The following is a 16,981-nucleotide window of genomic DNA, read 5'->3' on the forward strand; positions in this document are numbered from 1 at the left end:
GCTGCTGCGAAGCATCGCGGTAACCCTCTTCCGGCGCGCCGGACACCAGTCCCTGACCCGTGCTCGACGGTTCTTGGCCCACGACATTCACGCCCTCCTCGGTCTGCTGGAATGAAACAGCCCTGCGCTTGCGGGGGAGGGTGCGAGCCTAAGCGAGCGGGAGGGGGCATTACAGTGCGCTCATCCCCCGCAGCGCCAGGTAGCGCATCAGCGCCTCCACGAAGTAGTAGTCGCCGTAGCTGATGCCGACGTCGATCTCCGTGCCCGCGGGCTTGTTGCCGACGCTGTGGACCAGCACGGCTTCGGTCCGTGCGTCGCGCGCCAGGTACGCGGGAGATGTGAGCGAAGCCAGGATCTCCTCGGCGGTGCGGCGGTAGCGCGCGCCATCGGGGCCGGGGACGAAGGTGCTCAGCTCCAGCAGGCCGCTCGCCGTGACGGCAGCGGCGGAGGCGTCGCGCGGGGCGTCCGGGCAGCCGGGCGCCTGGTAGTCCCAGCACGGAACGTGGTCTGCCGGGAGGCGGGGGATGGCGTAGTCGGCGACGCGGCGGGCGGCGGCGAGGTAGCGCGCGTCGTGCGTCTCCCGGAACGCCATGCTGAAGCCGTAGATGAGCCACGCCTGCCCGCGCGCCCACGTGGTCGAGTCCGCGTAGCCCTGGTGCGTGATGCGCTCCAGCGCCGCGCCCGTCGCCGGGTCGAAGACGACGACGTGGAACGAGCCGCCGTCCGCCCGCACGTGGTTGGCGAGCGTGGTGAGGGCATGCTGCCTCGCCATCTGCGTCCACTCCGCCCGGCCGCCGTGCTTCGCGCCCCAGAAGAGCAGCTCCAGGTTCATCATGTTGTCCACGATCACCGGATACGGCCGCTTCGGGTCCGTCCAGTCCCACGACTTGATCGCGCCGACCGTCGGGTTGTAGCGCCCGGCGAGCAGCCCCGCGGCGTTCAGCGCGGGCGCGCGGAAGCGCTCCTGGCCGGTGAGCCGGTACGCCTTGGCGAACGACGAGAAGAACTGGAAGCCGAGGTCGTGCGTGTACCGGCCCTTGGGGATGTCCGCCAGCGGCAGCGTCCAGCGCTCGGCCTGGGTGCGCAGCGCCGGGTAGCGCGTCTGCTCGTACAGATACCAGAGCGTGCCGGGGAAGAAGCCGCTCGTCCAGTCGTTCATCGGCACGGCGTTCCACGTCCCATCCGGCTTCGTGGCGCGCGGATAGCCCGCGGCGGGATCGTGCGCTTCGGCAGCCTGCGCATACCGCGCCGCGGCGAAGTCCAGCGTCGCCAACGCCGCCGAGTCCAGCGCGTTGCGCGGCCGGGCGCGCGGGCTCGGGGACGCGGGCGGGGCGCACGCGGCGGCGAGGAAGCACGCGGCGAGCGTGGCGGCGCGGGCGAGCGGGCGAACGTGCATTTTCCGTGGATCTCCGTCGTTCGGTGGATGGGGCGCCGCTGTGCTACTGGAGCACCAGGTACGCGCCCTTGAAGTCCTGGTTGCGCGCCTCGATCACCGCGCGCCCTCCGACCCCGGGCGCGAACTCGATGGCCGCGCGGCCGTTCGCCATCTCGATGACCCGGCTGCGCGTGGGCGTGCCGAAATCGGCCAGGAGCCGTCCGCCGCCATCGTGCGAGAAGTAGATGCGTCGGTTGTAGTCCAGCGCCCGGTTGCCCTTCGCATCCACCGCGACCGCTTCGACCAGCACGTTGCCGTTCGGCAGCGGATGCGACGACAGCTCCACGTGGTCCGCCGCGCCGGCCTGGACGGACGTGAAGCGCACGGTTACGGAGTCGGTCGACACGGCGTCGCCGGGCTGGCAGCGGGAGACGAGATGGTTAGCGCCCTCGCGGAACGTGACGTCCCAGCGCAGGCCCATCGCCGGAAAGTCGGCCGGGTCGCGGCGGCGGACGCCCTGGCTGGCGCCGTCCAGCAGCAGCTCCACCGCGTCGCAGTTGCTGTACACGCGTACGCGGCGCGGCTTGCCGGCGGGACCGCTGCGCTCCGTCCACGTGTGCGACTCGACGTAGGTGAAGCGCGGGCTGCGCGTCCAGTGCGCCTTGTAGACGTAGAACGCGTCCTTGGGCACGCCGTCGCGGTCCACCAGCCCCTTCTGGTTCATGTACGGGATGGGGTTCTCCGGCCGCAGCGGGGTGGGGAAGTCCTTGAAGATCCACTGCGCGCTGCCGGTGAACCAATCCAGCTTCTCCGCCACGGTGAGGTGCCAGTCGAGCAGGTCCACGATGTAGCTCTCGCTCCAGTCGCCGTTCTGCGCGATGTTCGCGACCTTCACCTGCGTCGCCGCTTCCTCGCCGTTGCCCGGGCTCGCCAGGCCCTCGCCGCTCACGGGGTTCTCGGTGTGGCGGCCCACGTGGCTGTCGCCGCCGTACTCCATGTGGACCATTCGCGGCACCTGGGTGCGCGCGGCGGTCAGCGCCTTCTCGTAGTCCCCGTAGACGCCGGAGTACCAGCCGGCCCAGATGGACGGGGAGAAGACATCCACGATCTTCATCGCCCCCGCGTACTTCCGTAGCGCCGTCATCCGGCTCGGGTCCATCGTGTGGGCGATGCCGTTCAGCTCGGCGAGGAAGGCGTCGATGCGCCGCTCGTCGCCGCCGCCGGGGAAGTCCGGCAGCCAGTCGATCTCGTTGCCCAGCGACCACAGGATGATGCTGGGATGGTTGATGTTCTGCCGGATCTGCTCGCGGAGGAGGAGGCGCGTGTTGTCCTGCCACTCCGCGTCGCCGATGCCGCCGCGGCACCACGGCAGCTCGTCCCACACCAGCAGCCCCAGCGAGTCCGCCGCGCGGTACACGGACGGGTCGTGGGGATAGTGCGCGAGCCGCACGAAGTTGGCGCCCATCGCCTTGATCGCCGCCAGGTCGCGCACACGCAGGCTGTCGGTGAGCGCGGCACCGCGGCCCGCGTAGTCCTCGTGCCACTGCGTTCCGCGGATCAGCACGCGCTGTCCGTTCAGCAGGAACGGCCCGCCCGGCCGGAACTCGTACCAGCGGAAGCCGAAGCGGTCGCTTGCCTCATCCACCGTCCGCCCGTCGCGCCGCAGCCGCACCGTGGCCGTGTACAGCGCGGGCGAGTCCGGCGACCAAAGCCGCGGGTTACGAACGGCGGGAAGGTCGATGGAGACCGAGTCCGCATCTCCCGAAACCTGACGCGTCGCGCGTGCGGCCACGTGCCCGTCCGGTCCTGCGACGACCGTCTCGACCGAGTAGCCGATAGCGCCGCGGGGCATTGAAATCTCCGCGGTGACGGACGCGCTGCCGCTCGCCCGGCTCACCCGCGGCGTGCGGACGGCGATGCGGCGGACGTGAGATGTGGGGAAGACGACGAGCTGTACGTCGCGCGTGATGCCGCCGTCGATGAAGAAGTCGGACTTCTGCGAGGGGATGGCGTGCGGATCGACGGCGTTGCTCACCCGCACGTCGATGCGGCTCGCTTCGTTCGGGCGCAGCAAGCGCGTGAGGTCCACGTCGAAGCCGATGTAGCCGCCCACGTGCCCGCCCGCGCGCCGTCCGTCCACGAACACGTCGGTGGTGATGTTCGCCCCCTCGAAATGTAGCACGTACCGCGCGCCCACCGTATCGCCGATGGCGATCTCACGCCGATACCAGCTCGCGTCCCGCCGGTAGCCAGGAACGGGATCGACCGTGTCGAACGCGTTCCACGTGTGCGGCAGATCGACGTGCGCCCACTCCGCCGCCGGAACGCGATCCACCTCCTCCACGCTGGCGACGTTGCGCTCCAGGTACGCCCACCCGCGGTCCAGATCGTAGCTCTGCCGCGTCCCGCCCGCGCCCAGCGTGTAGCGCACGGGGGATGCGAGCGCAGGCTGCTGCGCGTGCGCCACCTCGCCGCCGATCATCAGCGAGAGAGCGAGGAGCGCGATGGTGGAGATGGACGGGCGTTCGTTCAAGGCCGTGGGCTGCTCGGTGGTTCGGTGCGGGAGGGGGCGCCCCCTCCCGCTCGCTTAGGCTCGCACCCTCCCCCGCAAGCGGGAGAGGGTTGGTGGTTCGGTGCGCGGCCCCGCCTCCGGGGCGGAGGAAGGTTCGGGGTTAGTCCGCGAAGGCGGACTTTGCGCCGTTGTTGCCGCGGTTTCAACCGCCAGGCGGGCGGCTGTTCATCTACCTTGTTTCTCTCAGGCTCCCGTCCCCACCGTCAGCTTGATCGGGGTGGCGAGGCGGGCGGCGGAGTCGCGGAGGTAGGACCACCACGCCTCGGCGTCGGCGAAGTCGCGGCTGCTCGTCCAGCCGGCGCCGGCGTAGAAGACGATGGGGACGCCGGACTGGATCTGCGTTAAGGCCAGGAAGTGATCCGGCGTTTCCTGGTTGCCCGCGAGGCGCGACTTCGGGAGGATGATGGCGGTGCCCATGTCGCCCGTGCCGTGGGCGGCCTGCTCCAGCGGACCCCAGGTGCTCATCCACGCCCAGTCCTGGTCCGCGCTCGTGCTGCCCACGAGGAACGGGCGCTTGACGGTGCCCATCGCCAGCGTCAGTGGGGCGCCATCGAAGCGGAAGACGCTCTCGCTGCGGTACAGGTTGCTGCCCGCATCCATGGTGATGCGTTTCGTTTCGGTGACGGGCGTGCCAGCCGCGTCCCACGCGTCGTACGTGACTTCGATGAGGCCGCGGATGGGGCCGTCGGCCAGGATGCGGTGGCTGCGGAAGTTCGTGGCGCGGAAGAGCTTGCCGTCTTTCCAGATGGCGGTGCCCGCGGCGCCCAGCGTGCGGCCTACGTTGTAGAGGTCCGCGCCCTCGCCACGGTCCACGTGGTAGGTTCCGCGCTTCTGCTCGTCCTCTTCGTACCACCGGTCCAGCACCATGGCGCGGGTGCGCTTGGGCCACACGTCGATGCCGCTGGTGATTGTGGTGGGCTCCAGCTTGAGCAGGCCCATGCCGTACGTGCGGAAGGCGATGCGGTCGTTCTCCCACGCCACGTCGTCGCGCCACGTGTTGTACGCGGCGTGCACGCGCGTGGCGGCCTTCTGTGCGGGCGCGGCGGTCTGGATCGTCAGCTCGCGTGTCTCGCCGGGGAAGAAGCTCTGCTGCACCAGCAGCGAGTCCGGCCGCCCGTCGCCGTCGCCGTCCAGCACCTGCACGGGGACCTCCACGCCCGTCGCGTCCACCGCGCGGACCAGGTTGGGGCGCAGCGCGGGAAGCTGGCGGACCAGCGCGTCCCAGCCGAACGACAGCGTCTCGTCGTGCCGCTCGATGGCGAGCGTGTTCTGCGCGCGGACGGCGATGCCCGGTACGCGCTGCGCGGCGGCGGGTGCGGCGGCGGCCAGCAGGGCGGCCGCGGGAAGGAGGCGGGTGCGGAAGATCATACGGTGCTCGCGTCTCGGTGCGTTCAGGTGTGCGAGCGGCGCGGCCGTGGCGGCCGCGCCGCGTGGCGTGTGCAGCGTCAGCGGAGGTCGCCCATGGCGACGGCCTGCATGTCTGCGAAGACCTGGTTCTCGCCGCCCATCGCCCAGCAGAAGCTGTAGGCGCGCGTGCCGCAGCCGGAGTGGATGGACCACGCGGGCGAGAGTACGACCTGCCCGTCGCGGACCACTACGTTGCGCGTCTCGGCGGGCTCGCCCATCAGGTGGAAGACCACGGCCTCCTGCGGCACGTCGAAGTAGAGGTAGACCTCGGTGCGGCGCGTGTGGGTGTGCGCGGGCATGGTGTTCCACACGCTGCCCTCCATCATCTCCGTGAAGCCCATCACGAGCTGCCCGGTCTTCACGCCGTTCAGGTGGAAATAGCGGCGCAGCGTGCGGCGGTTGGCCTCGGCCGCGCTGCCCAGCTCCACCGTCTCCGCGTCTTCCAGGCGGACGAGCGTCGTGGGATACTCGGCGTGCGCGGGGTAGCTGACGAGGTAGAACTTCGCCGGCGCATCGGCTTGGTCGCTGCGGAGCTCGATGCTGCGGCTGCCGCGGCCCACGTACAGGCCGTCGCGGTTGCGGAGGGCGTGCGTCTCGCCATCCACCGTCACCGACCCCGCACCGCCGACGTTGAGGATGCCCAGCTCCCGCCGCTCGCAGAAGAACTCCGCGGCCATCGCCTCGGGCGCGTCGAGCGTGATCGCGTCCGCCACGGGCATCACGCCGCCGATCACGGCGCGGTCCAAGTCCACGAAGTGCAGCACGGTCTCGCCCGGACGGAAGATCTCTTCCAGCAGGAAGCCGGCGCGCAGCTCGCCGGTGGTCATGCGGCGGGCCTGCTCGGGGTGCGGCGTGTAGTGCATCTCAACTCCTCGACTTGTTTTTCGAATTCGGGTAGATGATCCGCGACTCGACGGATCGCCGCATCTTCTCGTCGGGCGACTGAAGTCGCGGCAACGACTGCGCAAAGTCCGCCTTCGCGGACTAACCCCGGTTACCTCGCGTACCATCCTCCGAAGCGCCTCCAACCCCAACCCTCTCCCGCTTGCGCCTAAGCGAGCGGGAGGGGGCACCTTACCGCGCCATCCATCCCCCATCCACCACCAGCACGTGCCCGTTCACGTAGTCCGCCGCGGGCGATGCGAGGAAGACGACGGCGCCGGCCAGGTCCTCGGCCTCGCCCCAGCGGCCGGCGGGAATGCGCGCGCTGATCTCGGCAGATCGCGTGGCGTCGTCCTGGAGGCGCTGCGTGTTGTCCGTGCGGAAGTAGCCGGGCGCGACCGCGTTCACCTGCACGCCGAAGCGCGCCCACTCGTTCGCCAGCGCCTTCGTGAGCCCGGCCACGGCGTGCTTGCTGGCGGTGTACGCAGGCACCGTGATCCCGCCGCTGAACGAGAGCAGCGACGCGACGTTGACGATCTTCCCCGCGCCGCGCTCCACCATCCCGCGGCCCAGCCGCTGGGAGAGCAGGAACACGGAGTCGAGGTTGGTGCGGATCACCTCGTCCCACTCGTCGAGCGGGAAATCGACCGCGGGGTGGCGGCGGATGGTGCCCGCGTTGTTCACGAGGATGTCGATCCGTCCCGCCTGCTGCTCCGCATCGTCCGCCATTGCGAGGACGGCGGCACGGTCGGAGAGGTCGGCCTCCACCTGCCACGCCTGCCGCCCCGCCGCGCGGACAAGTGACACCGTCTCGTCCGTGCCCTCGCGGCGGGTGCTCGCGCAGACCACGTCGGCTCCGGCGGATGCAAGGCCCAGCGCCATCGCGCGCCCCAGCCCGCGGCTCGCGCCGGTGACGAGGGCGCGCTTGCCTTCCAGCGAGAACGGGCCGTTCGCGGCGGCGCTCACGAGAGGAAGTCCCGGCGCGCGGGAGCGAACACGTCCAGCAGGGCACCGTCCTCCACCGCCTTCACGCCGTGCCACAGGTCCGGCGCCACGATGAAGCTGTCGCCCGCGCGGAGGGTGCGTGTCTCGCCGTCGATCTCGACGTCGAACGAGCCCGCTTCGACGTAGGTGACCTGGCGGTGCGGGTGATTGTGGCGGCTGCCCACGGCGCCGGCGCGGAAGCGGACGCGCACCATCATCACCGCGGCGTCGTAGCCCAGGATCTGCCGCTCGATGCCCTCGCCCGTCGTCTCCCACGCGAGCGCGGAGCCCTCCACGAACGTCTCCGATTCCATCGTCTGCATCTACCGTTGTTTCCGTTTCCGTAGATGAAAAGCGCGCCGCTGCCCGGTCCCGAGCGGCGGCGCGCGCGTTTACCGGCCCAGCTCCACGCTCGCGAGAATGAAGGGGCCCACGCCTTTGTAGTCGTTCGCCACCACCGGCTCTGAGACGTAGTAGGCGTACGTGCCGCTACGGTTCTGCCGTCCGCCGAGGCCCGCGACCTGGCAGACGCCGTTGAGCGAAACCAGCCCGTCCGCATCCACCGTCACCAGATTGCGGACGATGCCGTCGTAGCCGCGGCGCGCCACGTCCAGGTACTCGGGCGCCAGGTAGCCCTTGTGCGCGCCCTTGGCGAGCGCGTACACGAACATGCTGGACGCGCTGGCCTCCAGGTAGTTTCCGCGCCGGTTCGGCTGGTCGAGCACCTGCCACCACAGGCCGGTCACCGGGTCCTGCACCCGCGTCACCGCGGCGGACACGTCGCGGAGGGCGCGGACCAGCTCCTGCCGGTCGGGATGGCTGGCCGGCAGGTAGTCGAGGATGTCCACCAGCGCCATCGCGTACCAGCCGACCGCGCGGCCCCAGAAGCTGGGTGACAGGCCGGTCGTCGTGTCTGCCCAGGGCTGCGCGTGAGCCGCGTCCCAGCCGTGGTACAGCAAGCCGGTGCGCGGGTCGCGGGTGTGGCGCGTCATCAGCAGCGCCTGCTTCGCCACGTCGTCGAAGTCCGCCGGCTCGCGGAAGACCTGGCCGAACTGCGCGTAGAACGGCCCGCCCATGTACAGCCCGTCCAGCCACATCTGCTCGGGATACGTCTTCTTGTGCCAGAAGCCGCCCTCGGCCGTGCGCGGATGGCGGCGGAGCTGGGCGCGCAGCAGCATGGCCGCGCTGCGCCAGCGCTCGTCGTGCGTGGCCTGCCAGAGCGGCAAGAGGAGCTTTCCCTGCGCGATCTCGTCCAGGCTGAGCGCGGTGGAGTCGTACGTGGGGATGCGCCCGTCGGGCGTGACCACGCGCTCCATGTTCGTCCGCACGTACGCCGCGAAGCGTGGATTGCCCGTCTTCTGCCCCACGTTCCAGATGCCCTGAAGGACGACGCCCGCGGTGTAGTCCCAGTCCGGATGCACGACGGGATTCCGCCGCATCACCGACTCCGCCATCCGCACCGACCACAGCGTCGCCGTCGCGGGACGAGCGTCCGTCGGTCGAGATGCGTTCGGCCGATGAGAGGCCGCAGCACGCGGAGTCTGCGCATCCGCCGAAGCGCTGCTGGACGCGAGAGCGGCGGATGCGAGAAGGGCGGGGACGATGCGCATCATCCACCGTCCGCGCATCTCCGTTCGCGCCGTCCGCGACACGTCGGGCGAGGGGAGGAGGGACGGGAGTCGGGAGATGCGCATCTACCGCGCTCCGGCGGTTGCGGGGCGCGGCGTCAGCGAGGTGACGACGGTGCCGTTGATGCGCACGTTGCGAAGCTCCACCCCGGGCGCGTTCTCCACCACGTTGGGCTTGGCGACGTTGCGGAAGTCGCAGTCGATGAGCCGCACGCCGCTGATCTGCGCCTGCGGGAAGCCGCGGAGGTAGAGGGCGTGCTCGCTCTTCTCCGCCGTCACGTTGCGCAGCTCCACGTCGCGCACGGTGGGCATGAACGTGCCCTTGTCGGCCTCTTCGTAGAAGAAGTCGATGGCGAGCACGTCGTGCGCGACCTGGCCCACGGTGATGTCGCGCAGGTAGATGTGCTCCAGCGTGCCGCCGCGCACCGCGTTGGTCTTTAGGCGCGTCACGCGCTCCAGGTTGGGGCTGTCCATGCGGCATCTCTCCACGAACACGTTGCGCACCCCGCCGGAGATCTCGCTGCCGATGCTCACGCCGCCGTGCCCGTCCGCCATGCGGCAGTTGCGGACCACGATGTTCTCGCTGGGCACGTTCAGCCGGCGCCCGTCTGCGTTCCGCCCGGACTTGATGGCGATGCAGTCGTCGCCCGTGTTGAACGTGACGTCCTCGATCAGCACGTCGCGGCAGCTCTCGGGGTCCACGCCGTCGTTGTTGGGCCCCAGGCTGTCGATGGTCACCCCGCGCACGGTGACGTTGGTGCACAGGACGGGGTGGATCTCCCACATGGGCGAGTTGCGGATGGTGACGCCCTCGATGAGCACGTTGGCGCAGCGGTACGGCTGGATCATCTGCGGGCGCAGGTAGTCGCCCTCGCCGAAGGTGCGCTGCTCCACCGGCACACCGTTCTCCGCCGCGGCGAGCAGGCGCACACGCGACGCCTTGTAGTTCGGCATCCCCTCGCGCCAGCCGAACTCCGCGCTGCCTTTCCAGGACCACCAGTGCTCGCGGTCCGCCTGCCCGTCCAGCGTGCCCTGGCCCGTGATCGCGACGTTGGTCTGGCCGTACGCGTAGATGAACGGCGAGTAGTTCATCAGCTCCGTGCCCTCGAACCGCGTGAGTACGGCCGGGAGATACGCCTTCGGGTCGCGGGAGAAGAGCACCGTGGCGTCCTTCTCCACGTGCAGGTCCACGTTGCTGCGCAGGTGGATGGGACCCGTGAGATACCGCCCCGCGGGCACGACCACGCGCCCGCCCCCCGCGGACGAGCATGCATCGATTGCGGCGCGGAAAGCCGCCGTCGCGTCCGTCGTTCCGTCTGCCACCGCGCCGAAGCGCGTGATGGGGAAGTCGCGGCGCGGGAAGACCGGCGGACGGATGCGGGCGAGGATGCCGGGCACGCGGTCCCAGCCCGTCAGGCTCGCCTCGTCCGCCGCGCCTCGCGCGCCGGACGCGCCGAGCGTGCCGGCGCACGCGGTGAGCGACGGCAGGACGAGCGCGGCGCCCACGCCCGCGCCCAGGGTCTTCAGGAAGTCACGCCGGTTGAATCCGTGAGGTTGCATCTCGCCTCGCGTGCGTGGTTCGGTTTCGGCGCTCAGCGCGCCGTGGTGGCCGGGAGCGGGTGCCGGGCGGCCCAGCGCGCGTAGCGCGAGATCACGCCGGCGGGTGCGGTGGTGAACCAGTTGTAGCCCGTGCGCCGGTCCGTGAGCTGGTTCCAGTCGTAGAGCTTCACCGCGTCGCGGTTGCTGAAGATCGGGCGATTGCTGCCGATCTCGTACATGCGCGCCCACAGCGGCGGCGCGCCCGGCCGCGGCGTCAGCACCTGGTTCTCGTAGCTGTAGCCTTCCACCGCGTTGTGCCTCAGCCAGTCCACCGCGGCGTGAACGGAGGTGACGACGCGGGGGTTCGGCTCGGGCAGCGACATCAGGAAGCGCAGCAGGTCCGCGCTTTCCTGCGCGGTCAGCGACGTCAGCTCGTAGCGGCGCGCGCTCGTCGGCTCCAGCGTGAGCGGGTCGTGCTGCTGGCCCCACACGGTGAGCTTGCCGCCCTCGCGCGCCTGGCTGGCGACGATGCACTCCACCGCGCGGTCGACGGATGCGCGCGCCGCCGCCCGCTCCGCCTCCGGCACGAAGGGGTAGCGGCCCGCGCCCACGTCGCGCAGCAGGGCGGCGACGTTAAGGATGGCGTCGTCGTTGAAGGTCGCCGCGTCGTGGTAGCCGCCCTGGAGCGGGTAGACCTGCGGCCAGCAGCCGTTGGGGAACTGCGCCGCGTGCAGGTAGCCCAGCCCGCGCACGAACGTATCGCGGTACCGCGCATCCGGCCGCGCCGAGTCCGCCCGCGCGAGAAAGCGCATCTCCTCGGTCGTCGAGCTGTTGTCGATGGTGGCGATGTACTGCCAATCCGCCGTCTCGGAGAAGTAGCTCTGGCCCGGCTGGCGCGGCTGCTTGGTGAAATCGACGTGCTTGGACCAGCCGCCGGACGGCGTCTGGAAGCTGAGGATCACGCTCGCCATCCGCTGAGCGCTGTCGCCCGCGAACCACTGCGGCGTCATGCTCGGCAGCACCTCAAAGTCGTGGACGTACGGCGCGCGCGTCATCTTCTCCAGCCCCGCCGCTCTCAGCTCCGCCGCCATCAGCGCCTGGTCCGCCGCGCGCAGCGCCCGCGACCGCGCGACGTACGCCTGCCACCCCGCCCGCTGCTCCGCCGGAAGCGCCGCGATCCGCGCATCGCCCAGCAGCGGCGTCGTATCCCGCTCGGTCGGATTCACACCCAGCTTCGCCATCGAATCCGCCGTCTGCGCCCGCATCGGCGCACATCCCACCGTCAGCCACGCCGCACCGATCAACGCGACCCGCACCGGAATCCGCATCTTCATCGAACCACCACCGCGTTTCCGGGAGATGCGAAGCCTTCGGGAGATGCGAAGCTCTCGGGAGATGCGAAGACGGTCATCCACTGCGACGATTCGATGCCGCGGGTGCGAGAGAGCCGGCCGTACGCGTTTGAGGTGACGTCGCGGGCATGTGCGGGAACGCCGAACGCGGAAGGCGTGACGTCGCGGAGGCAGACGAGCAGATCCATGCGGGTGTGTGCGGGGCGGCCGGACGCGGCAGATGCGTTCACGGCGTTCACGGAGAACGACGTCTCGGCCGCGGGGACGCCCTGGCGGGTAAACCCGCGGGCTACGACGGCACGAAGCCCGCCTTCGCGGGCTCGCTCAGGAGCCGCGTCGCGCTTCGGATGTGTCCGCAACGGCGCACCGGGCGAGAGCGTACCGGGAACAGGAAGACGCCCATCCAACCCTCTCCCACGCAGTTTGTGGGGGAGGGTAGCGAGCCTAGGCGAGCTGGGAGGGGGCGCGGTCCCGTTCATCACGCCACCACCGGGGCGGCGAACGTGGGCGCGGCGACGAGGGCGGCGGCGCCGCGGAGGCGCGGGTAGCCGACGGGCTCGGGGATGATGGGCGTGGCGGCGGCCATGCTCGTGAGCGCGCGGCCGCGGACGGCGGCGCGGACGCTGGGCTCGATCATGTCCCATGCGGCCGTGATCTCGCCGCCCACGAAGATGCGCGACGGGTTCACGCCGTTCACGATCATCGTTAGGCCCATCCCCAGGTAGCGCCCCGTCTCGTCGATGGCGGCGCGGGCCGCGGCGTCGCCGGTGCGGGCGCGGGTGATGAGGTCCGGCACCGTGAGCGCCGTCTGCCGCAGCCGCGCGCGCAGCTCCGCGTCGGACAGGTCGTGGCCCAGGTAGCGGGAGAGGGTGGCGATGTTGGACGTGTACGCCTCCCAGCACCCGCGCGACCCGCACAGGCACGGCGCCCCGTCCGTCTGCACCGGGATGTGGCCGAACTCGCCGGCCGTGTAGCCCGCGCCGCGCAGCACCTGGCCGTTCACGACCACGCCGGCGCCCACGCCGTCCGACACCGTCACGTAGACGAAGTCGCCCGAGTCCGTCCCGCGCTCGCCCAGCCACATCTGCGCGAGGGCGCAGGCGATGGGCGCGGCCTCCACGTGCACCGGTAGGCCGGTGGCGCGCTCCAGCGTGCCGCGGATGTCCACGTCGCGCCAGCCCACCTGCGGCGCGTTCAGCACGATCCCCGTGCGCTGGTCCACCATGCCCGGGACCACGAGGCCGATGCCCTCGCAGCTCCCGTCCGCCGCGTAGGTCCGCAGCAGGCGCTCCACCCGCCCGGCCAGCTCTTCGCTCAGCTTCTCGGGGTCCGTCTCCGTATCGAACATCTCCAGGGCGATCTGCGTCCCGGCGAAGTCGCTCAGCATCACGTACGTGCGGCTGAAGCGGATGTCGATGGCCACCACCAGCCGGTCGCGCGTGCGCACCATCAGCATCTTGGGCTTGCGGCCGCGCGGCGCGTCGACCGTGTCGCCCTCTAGGATCGAGCCCTCCACCAGTAGCTCGTTCACCAGCGCGGTGATGCGGCCGCGGCCCACGTTCATCCGCCGCGCCAGGTCGGCGCGCGAGATGGGCTGGTGCTCGCGGACCAGGTTGAGCGCGATCTGCCGGTTGATGTCTCGCGAGGTGGAGCGCGTGGCGAGCTTGAAGTCGCGCACGTTGATCTTTCTCATCGGCGCCTCGGAGGGCTGCGGCGGGGGGCGGGGGAGGGAGTCACGGGCGGGGGCTCAGCGGGCGGCGGGCTGCAGGGTGTAATCCGGGAAGTTGCCGAACAGGCGCTCCCCCTCGGGGCCGCGGGTCACGCCCTGGACGAGGTACGCGCCGCCCACGAAGGCGCCCTTCCACGACTCGCCCGTGCCGCCGAACACCTCCTCGCGGTCGCCGCGCGAGCGGACCTTGTTGAGGCCCGTCTTGAAGGCGCGCACCTGGGCAAGCAGGTCGTTCCCGACGGCCGGATCGTCGCACGCGAGCGAGCCCACGAGGGCGCCGTTGCTCACGTTCATCTCCGCGATCAGCTCGTCCGGCCGGTCCACGACCACGATGGTGTCCAGCGGCCCGAACGGCTCCTTGTAGTAGATGTCGGAGCTGCGCGGCGGTGCGAGCAGCGCCATCGGGGCGAGGTAGGCGGAATCGTCCTGGCCGTCCAGGAAGCGCGCGCGGTCCAGCTCGCCGGTGTAGATGGGCATCGCGCCGGCGTCCATGGCGCGCTGCGCCTGCTCACGGAGCGCCTGCACCTGCGCGGCGTTGATCAGCGGCCCGAAGTCCAGCTTGGGAAGCTGGTCGCCCGGCCCGTCGGTGAGCGTGGGGTTGCCCACGCGCAGGCCGCGGACGACGGGGAGGTACGCCTCCAGGAACTGCGGGAGGAGACGGCGCTGGACCACGAAGCGCGCGTACGCCGTGCAGCGCTGCTTCCCGTAGTCGAAGCCCTTGCGGATCTGGTCCGCCAGGCTCGCCCAGTCCGAGAACTCCCACACGCCGTACGCGTTCACGCCCTCCATCTCCAGCATGTGCCTGCGCCGCTGGTCCACTACCGCCGCCGCGACCTGCCTGCCGCTGCTGCGCCCGCCCACGAACGCCAGGCAGTCCACCTCGGGCGAGCGGACGAGCGCTTCGCTCAGCTCGCCGCCGGAGCCGCTGACGAGCGAGACGGGCAGACCGGCGCGCCGCGCGAGCGCGAAGCCCAGCGTGAGGGAGAAGAGGCCGCCGTCGGTGGGCGTCTTGGCGATGACGGCGTTGCCCGTCAGCGCCTGCACCAGCACCGCGTGCATCAGCACCGAGAACGGGTAGTTCCACGAGGCGATGTTGGAGACGAGGCCCAGCGGCTGCCGCCCGCGCATCATCTCCTCCATCCCGTCCACGTACCACTCCACGCCGCTGATGCAGCGGTCCACGTCCACCTCGGCCTGCGCCAGCGGCTTGCCGATCTCCCAGATGAGGATTCGGGCGATGAGGTCGCGATGCGCGCGCAGCGCTTCCAGTGCGACGGATACGCAGGCGCGGCGCTCGTCCAGGTCGGTGGTGGCCCACGCAGGCCCCTCCGCCGCGGCGAGCTGCACGGCGCGCGTCGCGTCCGCGGCACCGATGAAGGGCAGGGCGCCGAGCACGCTGCCGTCCACCGGCGAAGTCACGGGGCGCGGCGTGCCCGGCAGCGTCCACTCGCCGCCGATCAGGTTGAGCGGCGCGCCGCCGTCTCCGAACGCCTCGGGCGTTGCGGAGGTCATGCGGGATACGAGGTGCGGCCAACGGACCTGCTGTGCGATCGTCTGGGCCATGGCTGCCGTCGCGGGCTGGAGGTCCGGCGCGCGGTCCGCGGAGGATGCGCGGGCGTTGCGCTTCGGGAAGGTCCGTCGTAGATTGGGCGCAGTTAGTTCCAACTAGGAACAAAATCGGCGCTCCGCTCCTGATGCGCAAGGGGCTCGCCTTTGATGGCGGAAGAGCGGCGGATCCTAGATGGAGCCTTGCGTCGCTCACACAAGGTAGTGCATCATCCCCGCCGCATCCAGACCTTCGTGACGAACGCCCGTACGATGTGGCTGCGCAGGCTTATTGTTCCGGACGGGAGCAAATAAGCGGCGGAGGGGGTGCCCCCTCCCCCAGCCCCTCCCCCGCAAGCGGGAGAGGGGAGCTTGTTCCACGGTGGGGGCGAGGGTTTCGCCGACCGGGGCTTTGCTGGCAAGAACAAGCGGATGGAGCGACGCGTGGGGGCCGGAGCGATAGTACGGCAGCAGCCCGCGCAGGCGGGCTTCGCGCCGTCGTAGCCCGCGGCTTCAGCCGCCCGGGCGATGCCGCCGCAGCTCCCATCGGCCCGGTCCCGGCCGCCCGAGCCGCCACCGCGCCGCACTCCCGGTCCGCGATTTTGGTCTCCCCTCTCCCGCTTGCGGGGGAGGGGCCGGGGGAGGGGGCATCCCTTCCGCCCGCCCCGAACCCTCGGCACCCCGAGCAAAGTCGCAGCTCCGCAGTCCCCAACGAGCTTTTCATCTCCAGCGAGTGTTGCATGCAACGGTCTGCCGCCGCCGGCTTTGACGGAATCTCGCCCGGCGCCCTCACGCTCCACGAGGACCGCTTCTTCGACCCGGAACCGTCCGTGCGCCGCGCCGCCCGCGCGCTGTACGAGGAGACGCGGGGCCTTCCGCTGGTGTGCCCGCACGGCCACGTGGACGCCGCGCTCCTGGCCGACGACGCGCCATTCCCCGAGCCCACGGCGCTGATCCTCACGCCGGACCACTACATCTTCCGCATGCTGTACTCGCAGGGCATCTCCATGGAGAGCATGGGGATACCCACGCGCGACGGCACGGCGGTGGAGACCGATCCGCGGAAGATCTGGCAGACGTTCGCGGACCACTGGTTCCTCTTCCGCGGCACCCCCACCGGCGTCTGGCTGCACCACCAGCTCGTCGAAGTCTTCGGCGTCGCGCGCAAGCTGAACGGCGCGACGGCGCAGGCCGTGTACGACGAGATCGCCGAGAAGCTGCGCTCGCCGGAGTTCCGCCCGCGCGCCCTCTTCGACCGCTTCAACATCGAAGTCCTCGCGACCACCGACAAAGCCACGGACGCGCTGGACGCGCACCGCCGCATCCGCGAGTCCGGGTGGGGCGGGCGCGTGGTCCCCAGCTTCCGTCCCGACGCCGTGCTCCGCATCGCCTTGCCCGGCTGGCGTGGCGAGATCGAGGCGCTGGCCCGCATCTCCGGCGTCGCCATCTCCAGCTACGCGGACCTCATCCGCGCGTTGGAGGACCGGCGGGCGTTCTTCCGGTCGATGGGCGCCACGGCGACGGACCACGCGGTGCTCGAGCCGTACACCGAGCGGCTGGCGGACGGCGAGGCGGAGCGCATCTTCCGGCTCGCGCTGGACGGCGCGGCGACCGCGGCGGACCAGCGGCGCTTCGAGGCGCACATGCTGATGGAGATGGCGCGCATGTCCACCGCGGACGGGATGGTGATGCAGCTCCATCCCGGCTCGCTGCGCGACCACAACGAGCGCATCCACGCGCGCTTCGGGCTGGACATGGGCGCCGACATCCCCGTCGCGACCGAGTACACGCGGAACCTGCGCGCGCTGCTGAACGCGTACGGCAACGACCCGCGCCTCACGCTGGTCCTCTTCACCCTCGACGAATCGACCTACGCGCGCGAGCTGGCGCCGCTGGCCGGGCACTATCCCGCGCTACGCCTGGGCCCGCCGTGGTGGTTTCACGACAGCATCGAGGGGATGCGCCGCT

13 protein-coding genes are annotated in these 16,981 nt (G+C 70.9%); 1 reads left to right on the plus strand and 12 read right to left on the minus strand.

Annotation, left to right across the window (positions count from 1 at the left end):
• Positions 1 to 169: 169 nt before the first annotated feature.
• From VFE05_13405 to VFE05_13460, 12 genes are all read right to left on the minus strand, one after another.
• Entirely contained in the window at positions 170 to 1,396 is a 1,227-nt protein-coding gene (locus VFE05_13405; protein ID HET6231064.1) for a glycoside hydrolase family 88 protein, read from the minus strand.
• 43 nt (positions 1,397 to 1,439) lie between these two features.
• Positions 1,440 to 3,908, minus strand: a complete 2,469-nt coding sequence (locus VFE05_13410; protein ID HET6231065.1) for a glycoside hydrolase family 2 TIM barrel-domain containing protein — start codon at positions 3,906 to 3,908, stop codon at positions 1,440 to 1,442.
• A 222-nt stretch (positions 3,909 to 4,130) separates the two neighbouring features.
• The gene (locus VFE05_13415) at positions 4,131 to 5,315 is read right to left on the minus strand and encodes a DUF4861 family protein (GenBank protein ID HET6231066.1); all 1,185 of its coding nucleotides are present in this window, start codon (positions 5,313 to 5,315) and stop codon (positions 4,131 to 4,133) included.
• A gap of 77 nt (positions 5,316 to 5,392) precedes the next feature.
• Positions 5,393 to 6,217: a 5-dehydro-4-deoxy-D-glucuronate isomerase gene (gene kduI, locus VFE05_13420; GenBank protein ID HET6231067.1), complete on the minus strand. Its 825-nt coding sequence runs from the start codon at positions 6,215 to 6,217 to the stop codon at positions 5,393 to 5,395.
• A 211-nt stretch (positions 6,218 to 6,428) separates the two neighbouring features.
• On the minus strand, positions 6,429 to 7,202 hold the full coding sequence (gene kduD / locus VFE05_13425; protein HET6231068.1) for a 2-dehydro-3-deoxy-D-gluconate 5-dehydrogenase KduD: 774 nt from the start codon (positions 7,200 to 7,202) through the stop codon (positions 6,429 to 6,431).
• Entirely contained in the window at positions 7,199 to 7,543 is a 345-nt protein-coding gene (locus tag VFE05_13430) for a cupin domain-containing protein (protein ID HET6231069.1), read from the minus strand. Before VFE05_13430 ends, kduD begins: the two co-directional genes overlap by 4 nt.
• Before the next feature lie 69 nt (positions 7,544 to 7,612).
• Entirely contained in the window at positions 7,613 to 8,914 is a 1,302-nt protein-coding gene (locus VFE05_13435) for a glycoside hydrolase family 88 protein (protein ID HET6231070.1), read from the minus strand.
• Positions 8,915 to 10,408 (minus strand): glycosyl hydrolase family 28 protein, encoded by a 1,494-nt coding sequence (locus VFE05_13440; protein ID HET6231071.1) that lies wholly within the window; start codon positions 10,406 to 10,408, stop codon positions 8,915 to 8,917. It abuts the gene before it with no gap.
• A gap of 32 nt (positions 10,409 to 10,440) precedes the next feature.
• Positions 10,441 to 11,721 carry a pectate lyase gene (gene pelA, locus VFE05_13445; GenBank protein ID HET6231072.1) on the minus strand — a complete coding sequence of 427 codons (1,281 nt, stop codon included), beginning with the start codon at positions 11,719 to 11,721 and terminating at the stop codon, positions 10,441 to 10,443.
• Entirely contained in the window at positions 11,718 to 12,098 is a 381-nt protein-coding gene (locus VFE05_13450) for a hypothetical protein (GenBank protein HET6231073.1), read from the minus strand. Before VFE05_13450 ends, pelA begins: the two co-directional genes overlap by 4 nt.
• A gap of 119 nt (positions 12,099 to 12,217) precedes the next feature.
• On the minus strand, positions 12,218 to 13,432 hold the full coding sequence (locus VFE05_13455; GenBank protein ID HET6231074.1) for an ROK family protein: 1,215 nt from the start codon (positions 13,430 to 13,432) through the stop codon (positions 12,218 to 12,220).
• Positions 13,433 to 13,486: 54 nt separating this feature from the next.
• Positions 13,487 to 15,031, minus strand: a complete 1,545-nt coding sequence (locus VFE05_13460) for an aldehyde dehydrogenase family protein (protein HET6231075.1) — start codon at positions 15,029 to 15,031, stop codon at positions 13,487 to 13,489.
• A gap of 722 nt (positions 15,032 to 15,753) precedes the next feature.
• Between VFE05_13460 and uxaC the strand changes: the two genes are divergently transcribed.
• Positions 15,754 to 16,981, plus strand: a 1,228-nt coding sequence (uxaC, locus tag VFE05_13465) for a glucuronate isomerase (GenBank protein HET6231076.1), incomplete at its 3' end; no start/stop codon positions are given.

The sequence above is a fragment of the Longimicrobiaceae bacterium genome (assembly GCA_035696245.1).
Taxonomy (GTDB): domain Bacteria; phylum Gemmatimonadota; class Gemmatimonadetes; order Longimicrobiales; family Longimicrobiaceae; genus DASRQW01.

Coding starts and splice junctions, on each gene's coding strand:
- VFE05_13405 (HET6231064.1), bottom strand. CDS start 1,396: ATGCACGTTCGCCCGCTCGCCCGCGCCGCCACGCTCGCCGCGTGCTTC.
- VFE05_13415 (HET6231066.1), bottom strand. CDS start 5,315: ATGATCTTCCGCACCCGCCTCCTTCCCGCGGCCGCCCTGCTGGCCGCC.
- kduI (HET6231067.1), bottom strand. CDS start 6,217: ATGCACTACACGCCGCACCCCGAGCAGGCCCGCCGCATGACCACCGGC.
- VFE05_13430 (HET6231069.1), bottom strand. CDS start 7,543: ATGCAGACGATGGAATCGGAGACGTTCGTGGAGGGCTCCGCGCTCGCG.
- VFE05_13435 (HET6231070.1), bottom strand. CDS start 8,914: ATGCGCATCTCCCGACTCCCGTCCCTCCTCCCCTCGCCCGACGTGTCG.
- VFE05_13440 (HET6231071.1), bottom strand. CDS start 10,408: ATGCAACCTCACGGATTCAACCGGCGTGACTTCCTGAAGACCCTGGGC.
- pelA (HET6231072.1), bottom strand. CDS start 11,721: ATGAAGATGCGGATTCCGGTGCGGGTCGCGTTGATCGGTGCGGCGTGG.
- VFE05_13455 (HET6231074.1), bottom strand. CDS start 13,432: ATGAGAAAGATCAACGTGCGCGACTTCAAGCTCGCCACGCGCTCCACC.
- VFE05_13460 (HET6231075.1), bottom strand. CDS start 15,031: ATGGCCCAGACGATCGCACAGCAGGTCCGTTGGCCGCACCTCGTATCC.